Source organism: Sphingobium sp. EM0848, assembly GCF_013375555.1.
Classification (GTDB): domain Bacteria; phylum Pseudomonadota; class Alphaproteobacteria; order Sphingomonadales; family Sphingomonadaceae; genus Sphingobium.
In genome coordinates, this window is sequence record NZ_JABXWB010000001.1 from 2,296,721 (window position 1) to 2,309,905 (window position 13,185).

A 13,185-nucleotide genomic window follows, 5' to 3' on the forward strand; every position below is an offset into this window, starting at 1 on the left:
GCCATGGCCGAGAAGAAGCGCGGCGCGAACGAGCCCGAACCCAGGCCGATCATCGTCAAGAAGATCATCGTCGAGGGCCATGGCGGCCATCATGGCGGCGCGTGGAAGGTCGCCTATGCCGACTTCGTGACGGCGATGATGGCCTTCTTCCTGCTGATGTGGCTGCTGGGCGCGACCACGGAAAAGCAGCGCAAGGGGCTGGCGGACTATTTCACGCCGACACTGGTGCAGATGAAGGAAAATTCTGCCGGATCCAACGGATTGTTCGGCGGCGACAGCCTGATGGGCAAGGAAAATTACCCGACCACCGGCGGTCAGGGCAATCTGGCCATCACCATCCCGCGCGACGCGTCCGGAACCAAGGATCAGGGCGGCAAGGCGACCCGCGCCGCCGACCGCGCCAAGTTCGAAACGATCAAGAAGGAGCTGGAAGCCCGCATGGCCAAGCGGCAGGGCATGGCCAAGCTGCGCAAGAACATCCGCTTCACCGAAACCCGCGAAGGGCTGCGCATCGACCTGATCGACGAGGCCGACTTCGCGATGTTCGCGATGGGCACTGACCGTCTGCTGCCGCAGGCTCAGCAATTGGTGAATGAGGTCGCGCAGACCATCAAGACCATGCCCAACCCGCTGATCGTGCGCGGTCATACCGACGGCCTGCCCTACAGCTCCGGCCAGACGATGAACAACTGGATGCTCTCCTCCGCCCGTGCGGAAGCGACCCGCAAGGCCCTGGCCGGCAACGGCATCGGCAATGACCGCTTCGACCGGATCGAAGGCGTCGCCGACCGCGAACCTTTCGCCAAGGACGATGTCTACGACCCGCGCAACCGGCGCATGTCGATCATTCTGGGCTGGACCCACAGCACCGACGACGCGCCCGACGAACAGTTCGATGCCGAGACCAGAGCCGCGATCAAGGAACGCGACAATCCCGAACATCTGGCCCGGACCGAAGCGCAAAAGCTGGACATGGGCGGCACCGCCCTGCCCGCCGGGGCCACGCTGATCAACCCGACGGCAAAGGGCACGTCCAACAAGCCCGGCAAGCACTGAGAAAGCGGAATTTCCGGTCCGGGTGGAAGGCTCCCACCCCGGCGATAGCTGGGGTGGTCCCTTTACTGGACCCGATCAGTTTTTCCGCTGCGGCACCGTAAAGGTTCCCGATACGCGGCCGCCGGCACCACTGGTCACGCCCGAAGTGCCACCACCCGCAGCCCGCCCGTCCACGGTCGAGCGTCCGCTGGTCAGATCAATCACCAGCCGCCCCCCGGTCAGCCGGTTCGTACCCTGCGTCAGCGACACATTGCCCAGCATGGTGATCAGCTTGCTGTTGAGATCATAGATGGCGACATTGCCCTTCGCCGTCTCATCCGCCTTGGTGACGACGACATTGCCGGAGGCATCGATCCGGTCGACCTGCACGCCGTTCGTCCCGGTCGCGCCATTGGGCTGATTCCGATAGGCCACCGTCATCCGCGCCGCATTCAGCGTCATGCCCGCCTGCGTCACCACGACATTGCCGGACACGATCACGCGGTCGGCGCGGTCCTGCACCTCGATCCGGTCGGCAGTAAAATTGACCGGCGCATTGCTGTCATGATTTTTCAGCACCTGTGCATCGGCCCCGGCATAGACCAGGCCAGCCGCGCCAAGAGCGCCCAAAGACAGCAGGATAAGGGGCTTTTTCATCACTTCCGCCCTTTGAGGCCATTTTGTTCGATACGCAAGCTTGCTCGACCGTTCAGCGTCACCGTCCGCGCACCCAGATCAGCCTCCAGATGGTCGCCGCTGAAGGTGCCGATGGGAATGCGCCCATCCACCCGCCCGGCGCTCTGCATCCGCCGCGATTTGAGGTCGACGCCGACATCCCGCGTGGTCAACCGATAGCCGCCCTCCGACTGGTACTGAACCGGCCCGTCAATCGCGACCCGCTCCGTATCCATATCGTAGCGCCCACGCTGCGCCCGCAGCAGCGCCTGACCGTCCGACAGCAATATCCGCGCCGACATGTCGTTCAGATCGACAATCGGCTCCCGCGAACTCTTCTGCACGGCGGAACCCGCCCGCAGCGAGAAGGGCTGCCCCTTGCTGTCCTCGCCGCGATAGAGCGCCTCGGTCACGCGCATCCGCTCCTTCGCGACCTCGACCTTGTTCTTGTCGAGTACGAAGCTGACTTTGTCCCCGCCAGTAAAGGGCGCCGTCGCCAGCAACGCCGCCAGCACACCCACCGCCACCGGCAGCCAGTTCTTGAGCAGCCCGACCAGCCGGTCATGGCTCCCCCCCGGCCTCGCCCAATGGCGGCGCACATCGCGTTGCTGATCGGCCTGAATCGACACCTGAACCTCACATATGCGCGAAGATGTCGATCTCCGGCCAGCCCGCCAGGTCCAGTTCGGCGCGATGCGGCAGGAAATCGAAACAGGCCTGCGCCAGCTCCATCCGCCCTTCGCGAATCAGCCGCTTGTCCAACTCGGCCTTGAGCTGGTGCAGATAGCGCACGTCCGACGCGGCATAATCCTTCTGCGCGTCCGACAATATCGGGCCGCCCCAGTCGCTCGACTGCTGCTGCTTGCTGAGTTCCTGCCCCAGCAGTTCGCGCACCAGTTCCTTCAGCCCATGGCGGTCCGTATAGGTCCGCACCAGCCGCGAGGCGATCTTGGTGCAATAGACCGGCGCGGCGACCACGCCCAGATAATGTTTGAGCGCGGCGATATCGAACCGCCCGAAATGATAGAGCTTCAGCCGCTCCGGATCGGCCAGCACCGCCTTCAGATTGGGCGCGGCATAATCACTGCCGGGGTTGAAGCGCACCAGATGCTCGTCCCCCTTTCCGTCGCTGATCTGCACGACGCAGAGGCGATCGCGAGGGGTGATCAACCCCATGGTTTCGGTGTCGACGGCAATCGGCCCGGGGGCAAGGACGCCTTCGGGCAAATCCTCTTCATGGAAATAAACGGTCATGCTTCCCCTCTATGGCGAATCCGTCCACGCCGCAATCACTCGCTGCATCACCCTTCACCTTGCCCGAAAATGCCCTTGAAAGCGCCATATTCACAGCTTTTGCTCCGGATTTACGCCAATATGTAAAATCATTCGCGCTGCTCTGAAAAGCTGATATAGTGAGTCCCAAACCGCAGCTTTGCGGTGGATTCTGCATGTCATTCGCCCGACATGTTTGTCCGGTTCAGTCTGGGGCGAAGCGAAAGTGACCAACAGGGCATGAGTTTTGATAGAGGTCGCCGCGGCGGGCGCGGCAAGGACAAGCGCGACGGTTTCGGCGACGACAATTTCTATGGCGGTGATCGCGGCGGTTTCGGCGGTGGTTTCGATCGTGGCGGCTTCGGTGGTGACCGCGGCGGCTTTGGAGGTGGCGATCGCTTCGGCGGCGGCGGCGGTGGTGGCGGCGGCTTCGGCGGCGGTCGCAGCGGCGGTGGCTTCGGCGGCGGCGGCGGTGGTTTCGGCGGCGGTGGTCGCGGTATGCCTGCCCAGGTCGTGGGTGAAGGCACCGGCGTCGTAAAGTTCTTCAACGGCCAGAAGGGTTTCGGCTTCATTGTCCGTGACGATGGCGGCGAAGACGTGTTCGTCCACATCAGCGCCGTCGAACAGGCGGGCCTGACCGGCCTTGCCGAAGGTCAGCAGCTCGGCTTCACGCTGGTGGATCGTGGCGGCAAAGTGTCGGCTACCGATCTCAAGATCGAAGGCGAACCGCTCCCCGTCACCGAACGCGCGCCCCGCGAACCGCGCGCCGGCGGCTTCGGCGATCGTCCGGGCGGCGACCGCGGCCCGCAGCGCCAGCTCACCGGCGAACGCGCCAGCGGCACGGTCAAGTTCTTCAACGCGATGAAGGGCTTCGGCTTCATCCAGCGCGATGACGGCCAGCCCGACGCTTTCGTGCACATCAGCGCCGTCGAACGCGCCGGCATGAGCGCCCTCAATGAAGGCGACCGCCTTGACTTCGAACTCGAAGTTGACCGTCGCGGCAAGTACGCAGCGGTGAACCTTCAGTCGAAGGCCGACTAAGAAAAGATCTGCCCGCTTTCGGGAGAGGATAAAGGGGTCGCCTGCCCGGCGGCCCCTTTTTTATGCTCTGGACGGGCCATAGCCCCTCTCAAACCCGCCGAAACGGAAACGGCGCCACCGTCCGTTCATAACCATGCAGATCCAGCGCCCGCGTCACCGGCGGCAGGGCGCGGTCCGGGCAGTTCCGCCGTTCACACAGATGGCAGGTCGGCCCGACTTCCACCGCGCTCCCTTTCTCCACGTCGATGCCGTCGGCATGGACGATCCGGCCCGCATGCTTCGCCTCGCAGCCGAGCGCGATCACCGACCGGCCCCGCGCACCGCCGTCCCTCGGCAGGCCGATGGTAAGGCTCAGGAAGCGCCGCCCATCCAACCTCTCGATAAGCTGCGCGCCGACCGCATCCGGCTCCTGTCCCGCATGCGCATCCCAGCGCGGACAGGTACCGCCAAGCCGCGCAAAGGGCCACGCCTCCCCATCGAAACGTTTGGAGATGTTCCCCGCCCGATCGATCTTCACCATGAAGAAGGGCACGCCCCGCGCCCCCGTCCGGCCCAGGCTGGTCAACCGATGCCCCAGCTGCTCCATGGACACGCCGAACCGTGCGCGCAGCAGCAACAGGTCATGGCGACTCTGCTCCGCCGCCTTGGTGAAACGGTCATAGGGCATGATGAGCGCCGCTGCCGCATAGTTGGTGAGCGCGATACCGGCGAGCCGCCGGCTGTCCTCGTCCGGCGGCCCCGTCCGCGCAACCTGCGCCGCGATCCCGTCCGCCATCTCCTGCGCGCAAAGCTGATAGGCCAGCGCAAACAGCCGTCCCGACGAGGCCAGCCGCTCACTCAGCAACAGCCGCCGCCGGTGCATGTCATAATGGCGCAGCGTCCCGCCCAGCACGTCCTCCCGCACGATCTGCACACCCATGCCATGGCGTTCCTTGAGCCGCGCCCGGATGCCCGCCTGCAATGCGGAAGGATCGTCGCCCAATTCCGGCGACAACAGCTCTGCTGCCACATCCAGCTCGGCAAAATGATTGCCCGCCCGCGCCACCGCCTCGCGCAGCCAGTCCAGCGGCGCGTGCAGTGGCGCAGCGGCGCCCACCCCCACCTGCTCCGGCAAACGCCGCAAATCACTGAGCGCCCGGTAAAAGCGCCCGATCGCCTCGCTGACCCCCGGATAATTTTCCGCAACCTCCAGCACCTCGTCCCTGGCGATGCCGATGTCGCGCACCAGCCCATCGGACAGAATCTCACCCAGGGCCGTCGCCGCGCCCTCCTGCGTGCCGGCGACGAAATCGCGAATATCGATGTCATAGACATTGGCGAGCCGCAGCAGCATCTGCGCCGTCAAGGGCCGCTGATTGCGTTCCAGATGGTTCAGATAGCTGGGCGAAACCCCCAGTTCCTCCGCCATTCGTGTCTGGTTCAGGCCCAGTTCCCGCCGCAAGACCCGCAGCTTGAGGCCCAGATAGAGTTTCCGATCATCCGCCATAATGTCATTATGTCAAATCATGACATTATGAACAAGTCATCCCATGACCCGCCCACATTAATCGCCCTACCCTCGTCCTGCCATTCATGGTTTGAAGGGGCATCCGGTCAACAAGGCCGCACAAGTCAAAGAAGGGAAAGACGATGGAAACGACAGAAACGCCCCAGCCCGCTCGCTCCCGCGCGGTTTTCTCGCAGGAGGATTTCGGCCTGATCCGCACCGCCATCGCGCATTATCTGCGCGAGGTTCAGGACAAGCCGGAATCTGTCAAATATGCCAATCTCTACCACCGCCTCGGCCGGGTGAGCTGAGCATTTTTCAAAGCTTCTGGAGAGGAAGGGCGCGGGGGAAACCAACCGCGCCCTTTTGCGTCAGAAAAACCGCGACAGCCCGTAAAAGGCAGCGCCAATGGCTGCGGCGGCGGGCAGGGTGACGATCCAGGCCACGATGATGCTGGACGCCACGTTCCAGCGTACCGCCGACAGCCGCCGCGACGCGCCCACGCCGACGATCGCGCCCGTGATGGTGTGGGTGGTCGATACCGGCACACCCAGATGATTCGCCATGAACAGCGTCAGCGCGCCGCCCGTTTCCGCGCAGAAACCCTGGGCCGGGGTCAGCCGCGTGATCTTCGACCCCATGGTATGGACGATCTTCCACCCGCCCAGCATCGTGCCGATGCCCATGGCCGCCTGACAGCTCAGCACCACCCAAAAGGGCACATGGAAGCCGCCCGTCAGCATCCCCTGCGAATAGAGCAGTACAGCGATGATCCCCATGGTCTTCTGGGCATCATTGCCGCCATGGCCGAGCGAATAGAGGGAGGCGGAGACGAATTGCAGCTTGCGGAACACACGGTCGGCGCCCTGCGGCGTGAACTTGCGGAAGACCCAGCTGATGACCAGCACCAGCATCAACGCGAGAAACAGTCCGATGGCCGGCGACAGGACGATGGCGGCGCTGGTCGTGAACACCCCGCTCCACACGATGGCGCCCAGACCCGCCTTGGCCGTCCCGGCTCCCAGCAGGCCGCCGATCAGCGCATGGCTGCTGGAGGAGGGTATGCCCAACCCCCAGGTAATGAGGTTCCAGGCAATCGCCCCCATCAACGCGCCGAAGATCACCTGCGCATCGATGATGTCGGCGTCGACAATGCCTTTCCCCACCGTCTCGGCCACATGCAGTCCGAAGAAGAGAAAGGCGATGAAGTTGAAGAAGGCTGCCCAGGCGACTGCATATTGGGGCTTCAACACCCGCGTCGACACGATGGTCGCGATTGAGTTCGCCGCATCGTGCAGGCCGTTCAGAAAGTCGAACAGCAGCGCGATGCCGACCAAGCCGACCAGCAGCGGAAAAGCGATATGGGCTTCCATGAAATCTGCTCGCGAACCGGATCAGGCGTGGTCGATGACGAGGCCGGAAATCTCATTGGCGACGTCCTCAAAGCGGTCCGTCACCTTTTCCAGATGGCCGTAAATTTCTTTGCCGACGACGAAATCCATCGGATTGCCCTGTCGCGCCTGGTTGTAGAGCGCCTTCAGGCCCGCTTCATGTAAGATGTCGGCATGCCCCTCCAGCTTCACCAGCCTTTCGGTCAGGTCATGGAGCCGCGCCGCATTGAGGTTGAGCGAACGCAGCAGCGGCATCGCCTCCGCCGTGATCCGCGCGGCCTCGACGATCAGCGCGCTCATATCCTGCATCTGGGAAGGAAATTCCTTCACCTCGAACAGCGCGATCGCCTTCGCCGTCTGGTTCATCTGGTCGATGGCATCGTCCATCACCCCGATCAGGCCAGTGATGGCGCTACGGTCGAAGGGCGTCACGAAGATGCGACGGACATCCTGAAGCACTTCGCGGATGATGTCGTCCGCCTCATGTTCGCGGTCCGAAATCTCCTTGATATGGATGTCCATATCCGGCCCGCCCTTGAGCAGCCGGGCGAGCGCATCGGCACCGGTGACCAGGGTCGCCGCATGATCCTCAAACTGCTCGAAAAAGCGCCCTTGCTTGGGCATCAGCGCATGAAACCAGCGCAGCATTCCAGTCCTTTCGGTTTGCCATTCCTTGATACGCAGCAACGTCCGCACGAACAGGCCCGGGTCCCTGGGCGGTTCGCGGAAGGCTGCGATAATGGATTGTAGATCGGGTTCGTCGACCGCCTGCGCCGCTTCGGCCACGGGAAACCAGCGCAGTTCCCGCTGCCCCTGTTCGGGCCATTGCGGCAGCTGACCCGTCACCGCAAGCGGGAAAACCTCGACCGTCGCCTCGCGCACGTCACCCTTGCGGCGTTTCTTGTCATAACGGTAACGGCCGAGCGGCGCCGGGCAGGCAATGCCATGAATGCCCGCTTCCTCATAGGCTTCCAGTTCGGCGGCGCGATGGCCGGCCATGCCCTTGATTCGATTGCCCTTGGGAATCACCCAGCGCCGTGTCTCCCGCGACGTGATCAGCAATATGCGCATCGATCCGTCGGGATCGGTCGCATAGGGAAGGGCGGCGATCTGACGCATTCAGCCGCCCTTATACACCTTATGGCCTATATGATCGAATGTGGACCATCCCGGAATCATCGGCGCCTTGTAACGAAATTGTCACATAGCGCAATCAGCCAGCTTCTCAGATTGAAAGGCGCATCGTGACGCGGATGTCACGCCCGGCCAAGGGCGCGTAATCCTTGAGGAAACTGGCCGCGCGCCGCGCCTCCACATCGAAGATATTGTTCGCCGAAAGGCTGATCGTGGTGCGGTCATTGCCCTTGAAAGGCTTCACGGACAACGACGCATTGACCAGCGTGAAGCCGTCGGTCGGCGTTTCGGTGTCGGAAATGCGGTTCTGGGCGAAGCTATGCTCGACCTCGCCGCGCAGGCTCATCCGGTCGCCGCGCAATTCCACGCCGCCCAACAGGCGCAGCGGTGGGATGCGGGGCGCCGGTCCGGTACCGACGATGGTGGCGCGAACATAGTCGGCCACGCCGTCCAGATTGACCGCATAGCCGCCGATCTGCGCGACCTTCAGCGTGCCCTCGGCCTCGAACCCCAGATAGCGGGCATTGGCCTGGAAATTCTGAAAACAGGGGAAGCTGAGCGGTTCACCGCCATTGACCGCCATGCAGACCGAATCATCGACCCGCGCGTCATAGATATAGCCGTCGAACCAGTTGTGATAGGCCGACAGCGAGAGACTGTAGCCCGTCCCCTGCCCGCGCAGTGTCCCTTCAATGCCCCAGCTCTTTTCCAGCCCGAAATTGGGATTGCCCAACTCAAAGGCCTGCGTCCCGGCATGATTGCCGCGGGCGAACAGTTCCTCGGCCGATGGTGCGCGCTCAGTGCGCGACAGGTTCAGCCCGACGCGCCAGCCCGGCATGATTTCCTGGCTGATCCCCAGCGATCCGGAAAAGGCATCGAAGGTCCGGTGATAGGCGGGGTTCAGCAAGACGGCATCCGCATCGGCGCTGACCCGTGTATTTTCATAACGCCCGCCCAGTTCGATCCGGGTCGACCCCAGGTCAAAGGACTGCAGCGTGAAGAAGCCCAGTTGCTCGGTCTGGTTGCGCGGCAGAAACTTTTCCTCACCATCGACATGGAAATTGCGGGCAAAGAATTGCGCGCCAATCGCGCCGTCCCATCCGCCGCGCTTCGCCTGCACCAGTTCCAGCCGCGATTCCATGGACTGGTTGTAGAAGGTCGTGCCGACCGCGCCGCTCGCCTCAATCTCCTGATGCCGATAATCGGCGAAGCCCGCACGCAGGCGGATGGTCTCCAGGAAACCGCCATTGACCGGCAGTTCCGCGCGCAGATCGACGCGGTCCTGCTTCATGTGCAGCCGCACCTGTTCCGCTTCGTGATTGGGATCGAGCGAATAGCGCACCGGCACGCCATAGAAATTGTCGGTATGCGCCACGGAGAAGCCCAGATTGCCGCCGTCGGTGATCAGCGCCGCGCCTCCCGCCACTTCCCAGGTCCGCGCCGCGCTGTTGGGCAGCTTGCCGCGCAGATTGGCGAGGTCCGCGATGGCGGGATCGCTGCTGGCTGCAGCCTGCGCGCGCAAAGCGGGCGTCAGGATATAATTGCCGGTGTCGAGTTCGCCGCTCTTCGAATAGCTGCCGTCGAAATGAACCACGAACTTGTCGCCGATCGGCGCCTCGATCTCGCCCGATGCGGTACGTTCATTGGCGGCACTGCCATAGGTGGCAATGCCGTCGATATGGACGGGTTCGTCCGGAACGCGGCGCGGGATGCGGCTGTCGATCACATTGACCACGCCGCCGATCGCCGAGGAACCGTAGAGCAGTGCCGCCGGACCGCGCAGCACCTCGATTCGGTCGGCGGTCAGCGGGTTGATCGCCACCGCATGGTCGACGGACGTGTTGGACACGTCGAAGCTGCCGATGCCGTCGGTCAGGATACGCACCCGCTCTCCCTGGAAGCCGCGCAGCACCGGGCGTGAGGCATTGGGACCGAAGGAGGTGGCGGAAACGCCCGGCTGATGCGCCAGCGTGTCGCCGATGGTGGGGCGCAGGTCGCGCGTCAGTTCCTCGCCCGCCACAACCGAGGCGCCGGACAAAATATCGCCCTGCCGCCGGGGGATGATGGCGGTAACGATGATGTCCGCACGTTGTTGATCATGATAGGCCTGCGGCGCAGCGTCGGCGGCGACGTCTTGTGCGACCACGGGAACAGTGGAGCAGAATGCGGACATGGCGCAACCGGCACGCAGCAGCGTGGAAAGGGACATGCGGTTCGTCATCCTAGAATCGGGAGGAGATGCCGCTGCCTATCTCAAATGATATAGTATATCAATACTCGAATGCGACGAATGGAAGTACAGGCCGCAAAATCCCGCCGCTTCATCGCTAAGCAGGCTAAAGAAAGAGAAATTCGGCCAGCGCCGCTGCCGCGGCAGGGCTTTGCGGGTTGACCGCCTGCCGCACTTCCACGGCCGGCAGAGGACGTTCCAGGGCCACGCGCCGGATGCCCGCCATCCGCCCCAGATCACGCGCCAGCGAACCGAAGGCGGCAAAGCACCCCGCGCCCTCGCGCAGGATCGTCATGATATCGAACAGATTATCGGTTTCCAGCACCGGATCGCCCAAGCGGATGCCGCCCTTCGCCAGCGCTTCGTCGATGATCCGCCGTAGGCCGTTGCGCTGCTCCATCGCCAGCGTCGGCATGATCGCCAGTTCCTCCGGCGCGACGCTGTCCCGGCGCGCGAGCGGATGGTCGACGCCGACATAGAGATTGATCTGTTCCGACCAGCCATAGCGGGACGGCAAGCCTTCGATCTCCCCCAGCGCATAGAAATAGGCGATATCGGCCTTGCCCCTGCGCAGCGCCAGCCCGGCTTCATCTGCCAGATGCACCGTCAGGTCGAGCGTGATGACGATATCCTCATTCGCCGCCTCGAAAGCGGCGAGCGCCTCCTGAAAATGCCCGAACACGGGTGCGGGCGCGGCAAGAATGATGGATTCGCGTGTCTGGACAGCAGGCGCGGGTGCGGGAGAAGCATGGGGCAGGACAGCCTCCGCCGCATCCACCTGCCAGTTTTCAGGCTGGTCCTGAGACAGCAGGGTCATGGCCTGCGCGGTCTTGCGCCCCGCCGCCGTCAGCCGGGCGACCCCCGCCAGATCGTCGAACAGCCGGTAACCCAGACGCAGTTCCAGCGACGCCAGATCCCGCGCCACATCGTCTGCGGCCATGCCCAGGTCGCGGGCGCAGCGCGACAGGCTGCCCGATGCCACCATCTGCGCGAATATGTCCAATTGGCGCAGGGAAGGCGTGGCCATGCCCCCCTGATAGTGCAATTATCGTGCAGGGTTAAGGCGGATAATGGGTGAAAATCGCTTTGCCATATTGACGAACGCCGTTCAAAGATGGCAGGGCGCTCCTCCTGACGGGCGGGTATAGCTCAATGGTAGAGCACTAGCCTTCCAAGCTTGTGATGCGGGTTCGATCCCCGCTACCCGCTCCATTTCCCTCCATGGTCCCCGTCGGCAGCTTATGGGCGATATCATCAATCTTCGGCAGGCGCGCAAAGCCAAGGCTCGGGTGGACAAGTCGCGCCAGGCCGAGATTAATCGCGTGAAATTCGGCCGAACCAAGGCGGAACGTCAAGCCGAAGCATTGGAAGAAGAACGCAAGGCGCGGCTGATCGATGGCGCGCATCTGGATGGTTCGGGCAAAGAGACGGAATAATTCGCCCCGTCGCCAGGAATCGATTTCAAGGTCGGCGTGCCATCGCTTGTTCAACCCGCTCCAGCTGAAATAGCGCCGGATTTACAACGCAAGGGGGCGCCGCTTCACCGCCGGCGCGCCCTTTCTTGCGCCGACCCGGTTGCACTTGCGCGTCCGGCCTGATACCGGCCCGCCGGTAATTTCCTGGTCTTCACGACCAGCTTTTGAAGAAAGTCGCTTGAGCCATGTCCGACAAGATCAACCGCATCGTTCTTGCCTTCTCAGGTGGGCTGGATACCAGCGTGATCCTGAAATGGCTGCAACAGACCTATCAGTGCGAGGTTGTCACCTTCACCGCCGATCTCGGCCAGGGCGAGGAACTGGAGCCCGCCCGCGCCAAGGCCCGCCTGATGGGCGTCAAGGAAGAGCATATCTTCATCGACGACCTGCGCGAAGAATTCGTGAAGGATTATGTCTTCCCGATGATGCGCTCCAACGCGCTCTATGAAGGCCTCTACCTGCTCGGCACCTCGATCGCCCGTCCGTTGATCGCCAAGCGCCAGATCGAGATCGCCAAAATGGTGGGCGCCGATGCGGTCAGCCATGGCGCGACCGGCAAGGGCAATGATCAGGTCCGCTTCGAACTGGGCTATTATGGCCTCGCCCCGGACATCAAGGTGATCGCGCCCTGGCGCGAATGGGATCTGGCCAGCCGCACCAAGCTGATCGAGTTCGCCGAAAAGCACCAGATTCCGATCCCCCGCGACAAGCGCGGCGAAAGCCCCTTCTCGACCGACGCGAACATGCTGCACACCAGCTCCGAGGGTAAGGTGCTGGAAGATCCGTGGGAAGAAACCCCGGACTATGTCTATTCGCGCACGGTGAATCCGGAGGACGCGCCCGACGCGCCCGAATATATCACCATCGATTTCGAGCGCGGCGATGGCGTGGCGATCAACGGCGTTGGCATGTCGCCCGCGACCCTGCTCGAAACGCTGAACGAATATGGCCGCAAGCACGGCATCGGCCGTCTCGACCTGGTCGAAAACCGCTTCGTCGGCATGAAGTCGCGCGGCATGTATGAAACGCCGGGCGGCACCATCTATCACCTCGCCCATCGCGGTATCGAGCAGCTGACGCTCGACCGTGGCGCTGCGCACCTGAAGGATGAGCTGGCACCCAAATATGCCGAACTGATCTACAACGGCTTCTGGTTCTCGCCGGAACGCGAAATGCTGCAGGCCGCGATCGACTACAGCCAGGAAAAGGTGACCGGCACCGTCCGCCTGAAGCTCTACAAGGGCGGCGTCTATGTCGTCGGCCGCAAGTCGCCCAACAGCCTCTACAGCGAGAAGGTCGTGACCTTCGAGGATGATGCAGGCGCCTATGACCAGCGCGACGCAGCGGGCTTCATCAAGCTCAACGCGCTTCGCTTGCGTTTGCTGGGACGGCGTGATCGTTGATCGCGCCTTGGGGCTTGCGTTTGCTGGGACGGCGTGATCGTTG

At 63.2% G+C, this 13,185-nt stretch carries 14 protein-coding genes and 1 tRNA gene; 6 read left to right on the top strand and 9 right to left on the bottom strand.

Features of this window, described 5'->3' with window-relative positions; all coding sequences use genetic code 11:
- Positions 1–3: 3 nt before the first annotated feature.
- Positions 4–1,056 (top strand): flagellar motor protein MotB, encoded by a 1,053-nt coding sequence (locus HUK73_RS11105; RefSeq protein ID WP_176591956.1) that lies wholly within the window; start codon positions 4–6, stop codon positions 1,054–1,056.
- 75 nt (positions 1,057–1,131) lie between these two features.
- Here HUK73_RS11105 and HUK73_RS11110 read toward each other — a convergent pair whose 3' ends face one another.
- Genes HUK73_RS11110 through HUK73_RS11125 form a run of 4 tightly spaced genes read right to left on the bottom strand, consistent with a single transcriptional unit; the run spans position 1,132 to position 3,160 of the window.
- Positions 1,132–1,692, bottom strand: coding sequence for an LptA/OstA family protein (locus tag HUK73_RS11110; RefSeq protein ID WP_176591957.1), 561 nt, complete (start codon positions 1,690–1,692; stop codon positions 1,132–1,134).
- On the bottom strand, positions 1,692–2,339 hold the full coding sequence (locus HUK73_RS11115; protein WP_176591958.1) for an LPS export ABC transporter periplasmic protein LptC: 648 nt from the start codon (positions 2,337–2,339) through the stop codon (positions 1,692–1,694). Before HUK73_RS11115 ends, HUK73_RS11110 begins: the two co-directional genes overlap by 1 nt.
- Positions 2,340–2,346: 7 nt before the next feature.
- Positions 2,347–2,964: a ribonuclease D gene (locus HUK73_RS11120; protein WP_176591959.1), complete on the bottom strand. Its 618-nt coding sequence runs from the start codon at positions 2,962–2,964 to the stop codon at positions 2,347–2,349.
- Positions 2,945–3,160: a hypothetical protein gene (locus tag HUK73_RS11125; protein WP_176591960.1), complete on the bottom strand. Its 216-nt coding sequence runs from the start codon at positions 3,158–3,160 to the stop codon at positions 2,945–2,947. Before HUK73_RS11125 ends, HUK73_RS11120 begins: the two co-directional genes overlap by 20 nt.
- 62 nt (positions 3,161–3,222) lie before the next feature.
- Here HUK73_RS11125 and HUK73_RS27070 point away from each other — a divergent pair, with 62 nt between their 5' ends.
- Positions 3,223–4,023, top strand: a complete 801-nt coding sequence (locus HUK73_RS27070; RefSeq protein ID WP_176591961.1) for a cold-shock protein — start codon at positions 3,223–3,225, stop codon at positions 4,021–4,023.
- Positions 4,024–4,111: 88 nt separating this feature from the next.
- Here HUK73_RS27070 and HUK73_RS11135 read toward each other — a convergent pair whose 3' ends face one another.
- Positions 4,112–5,509 (bottom strand): short-chain fatty acyl-CoA regulator family protein, encoded by a 1,398-nt coding sequence (locus tag HUK73_RS11135; protein WP_176591962.1) that lies wholly within the window; start codon positions 5,507–5,509, stop codon positions 4,112–4,114.
- A 143-nt stretch (positions 5,510–5,652) separates the two neighbouring features.
- Here HUK73_RS11135 and HUK73_RS11140 point away from each other — a divergent pair, with 143 nt between their 5' ends.
- Positions 5,653–5,820 carry a hypothetical protein gene (locus HUK73_RS11140; protein ID WP_176591963.1) on the top strand — a complete coding sequence of 56 codons (168 nt, stop codon included), beginning with the start codon at positions 5,653–5,655 and terminating at the stop codon, positions 5,818–5,820.
- Positions 5,821–5,880: 60 nt separating this feature from the next.
- Here HUK73_RS11140 and HUK73_RS11145 read toward each other — a convergent pair whose 3' ends face one another.
- The 4 genes from HUK73_RS11145 to HUK73_RS11160 form a co-directional block, all read right to left on the bottom strand.
- A complete protein-coding gene (locus tag HUK73_RS11145; protein WP_176591964.1) occupies positions 5,881–6,882 on the bottom strand; it encodes an inorganic phosphate transporter in 1,002 nt (333 codons plus the stop codon).
- A 21-nt stretch (positions 6,883–6,903) separates the two neighbouring features.
- A complete protein-coding gene (locus HUK73_RS11150) occupies positions 6,904–8,019 on the bottom strand; it encodes a DUF47 family protein (protein ID WP_176591965.1) in 1,116 nt (371 codons plus the stop codon).
- Between the two features lie 106 nt (positions 8,020–8,125).
- Complete coding sequence (locus HUK73_RS11155) at positions 8,126–10,243, bottom strand: TonB-dependent receptor domain-containing protein (RefSeq protein WP_176591966.1); 2,118 nt, start codon at positions 10,241–10,243, stop codon at positions 8,126–8,128.
- 127 nt (positions 10,244–10,370) lie between these two features.
- Positions 10,371–11,291, bottom strand: a complete 921-nt coding sequence (locus HUK73_RS11160; protein WP_176591967.1) for a LysR family transcriptional regulator — start codon at positions 11,289–11,291, stop codon at positions 10,371–10,373.
- A gap of 111 nt (positions 11,292–11,402) precedes the next feature.
- On the opposite strand from HUK73_RS11160, the gene HUK73_RS11165 reads away from it, so the two are divergent.
- The 3 genes from HUK73_RS11165 to HUK73_RS11175 all read left to right on the top strand — a co-directional run bounded on the left by HUK73_RS11165 (position 11,403) and on the right by HUK73_RS11175 (position 13,142).
- Positions 11,403–11,476: transfer RNA gene (locus HUK73_RS11165), tRNA-Gly, on the top strand.
- A gap of 29 nt (positions 11,477–11,505) precedes the next feature.
- Positions 11,506–11,700, top strand: coding sequence for a DUF4169 family protein (locus HUK73_RS11170; protein ID WP_176591968.1), 195 nt, complete (start codon positions 11,506–11,508; stop codon positions 11,698–11,700).
- A gap of 224 nt (positions 11,701–11,924) precedes the next feature.
- On the top strand, positions 11,925–13,142 hold the full coding sequence (locus HUK73_RS11175) for an argininosuccinate synthase (protein WP_176591969.1): 1,218 nt from the start codon (positions 11,925–11,927) through the stop codon (positions 13,140–13,142).
- The last annotated feature ends 43 nt before the right edge of the window (positions 13,143–13,185 follow it).

Coding starts and splice junctions, on each gene's coding strand:
- HUK73_RS11105 (WP_176591956.1), top strand. CDS start 4: ATGGCCGAGAAGAAGCGCGGCGCGAACGAGCCCGAACCCAGGCCGATC.
- HUK73_RS11110 (WP_176591957.1), bottom strand. CDS start 1,692: ATGAAAAAGCCCCTTATCCTGCTGTCTTTGGGCGCTCTTGGCGCGGCT.
- HUK73_RS11120 (WP_176591959.1), bottom strand. CDS start 2,964: ATGACCGTTTATTTCCATGAAGAGGATTTGCCCGAAGGCGTCCTTGCC.
- HUK73_RS11125 (WP_176591960.1), bottom strand. CDS start 3,160: ATGCAGAATCCACCGCAAAGCTGCGGTTTGGGACTCACTATATCAGCT.
- HUK73_RS27070 (WP_176591961.1), top strand. CDS start 3,223: ATGAGTTTTGATAGAGGTCGCCGCGGCGGGCGCGGCAAGGACAAGCGC.
- HUK73_RS11135 (WP_176591962.1), bottom strand. CDS start 5,509: ATGGCGGATGATCGGAAACTCTATCTGGGCCTCAAGCTGCGGGTCTTG.
- HUK73_RS11140 (WP_176591963.1), top strand. CDS start 5,653: ATGGAAACGACAGAAACGCCCCAGCCCGCTCGCTCCCGCGCGGTTTTC.
- HUK73_RS11145 (WP_176591964.1), bottom strand. CDS start 6,882: ATGGAAGCCCATATCGCTTTTCCGCTGCTGGTCGGCTTGGTCGGCATC.
- HUK73_RS11150 (WP_176591965.1), bottom strand. CDS start 8,019: ATGCGTCAGATCGCCGCCCTTCCCTATGCGACCGATCCCGACGGATCG.
- HUK73_RS11155 (WP_176591966.1), bottom strand. CDS start 10,243: ATGTCCCTTTCCACGCTGCTGCGTGCCGGTTGCGCCATGTCCGCATTC.
- HUK73_RS11160 (WP_176591967.1), bottom strand. CDS start 11,291: ATGGCCACGCCTTCCCTGCGCCAATTGGACATATTCGCGCAGATGGTG.
- HUK73_RS11170 (WP_176591968.1), top strand. CDS start 11,506: ATGGGCGATATCATCAATCTTCGGCAGGCGCGCAAAGCCAAGGCTCGG.
- HUK73_RS11175 (WP_176591969.1), top strand. CDS start 11,925: ATGTCCGACAAGATCAACCGCATCGTTCTTGCCTTCTCAGGTGGGCTG.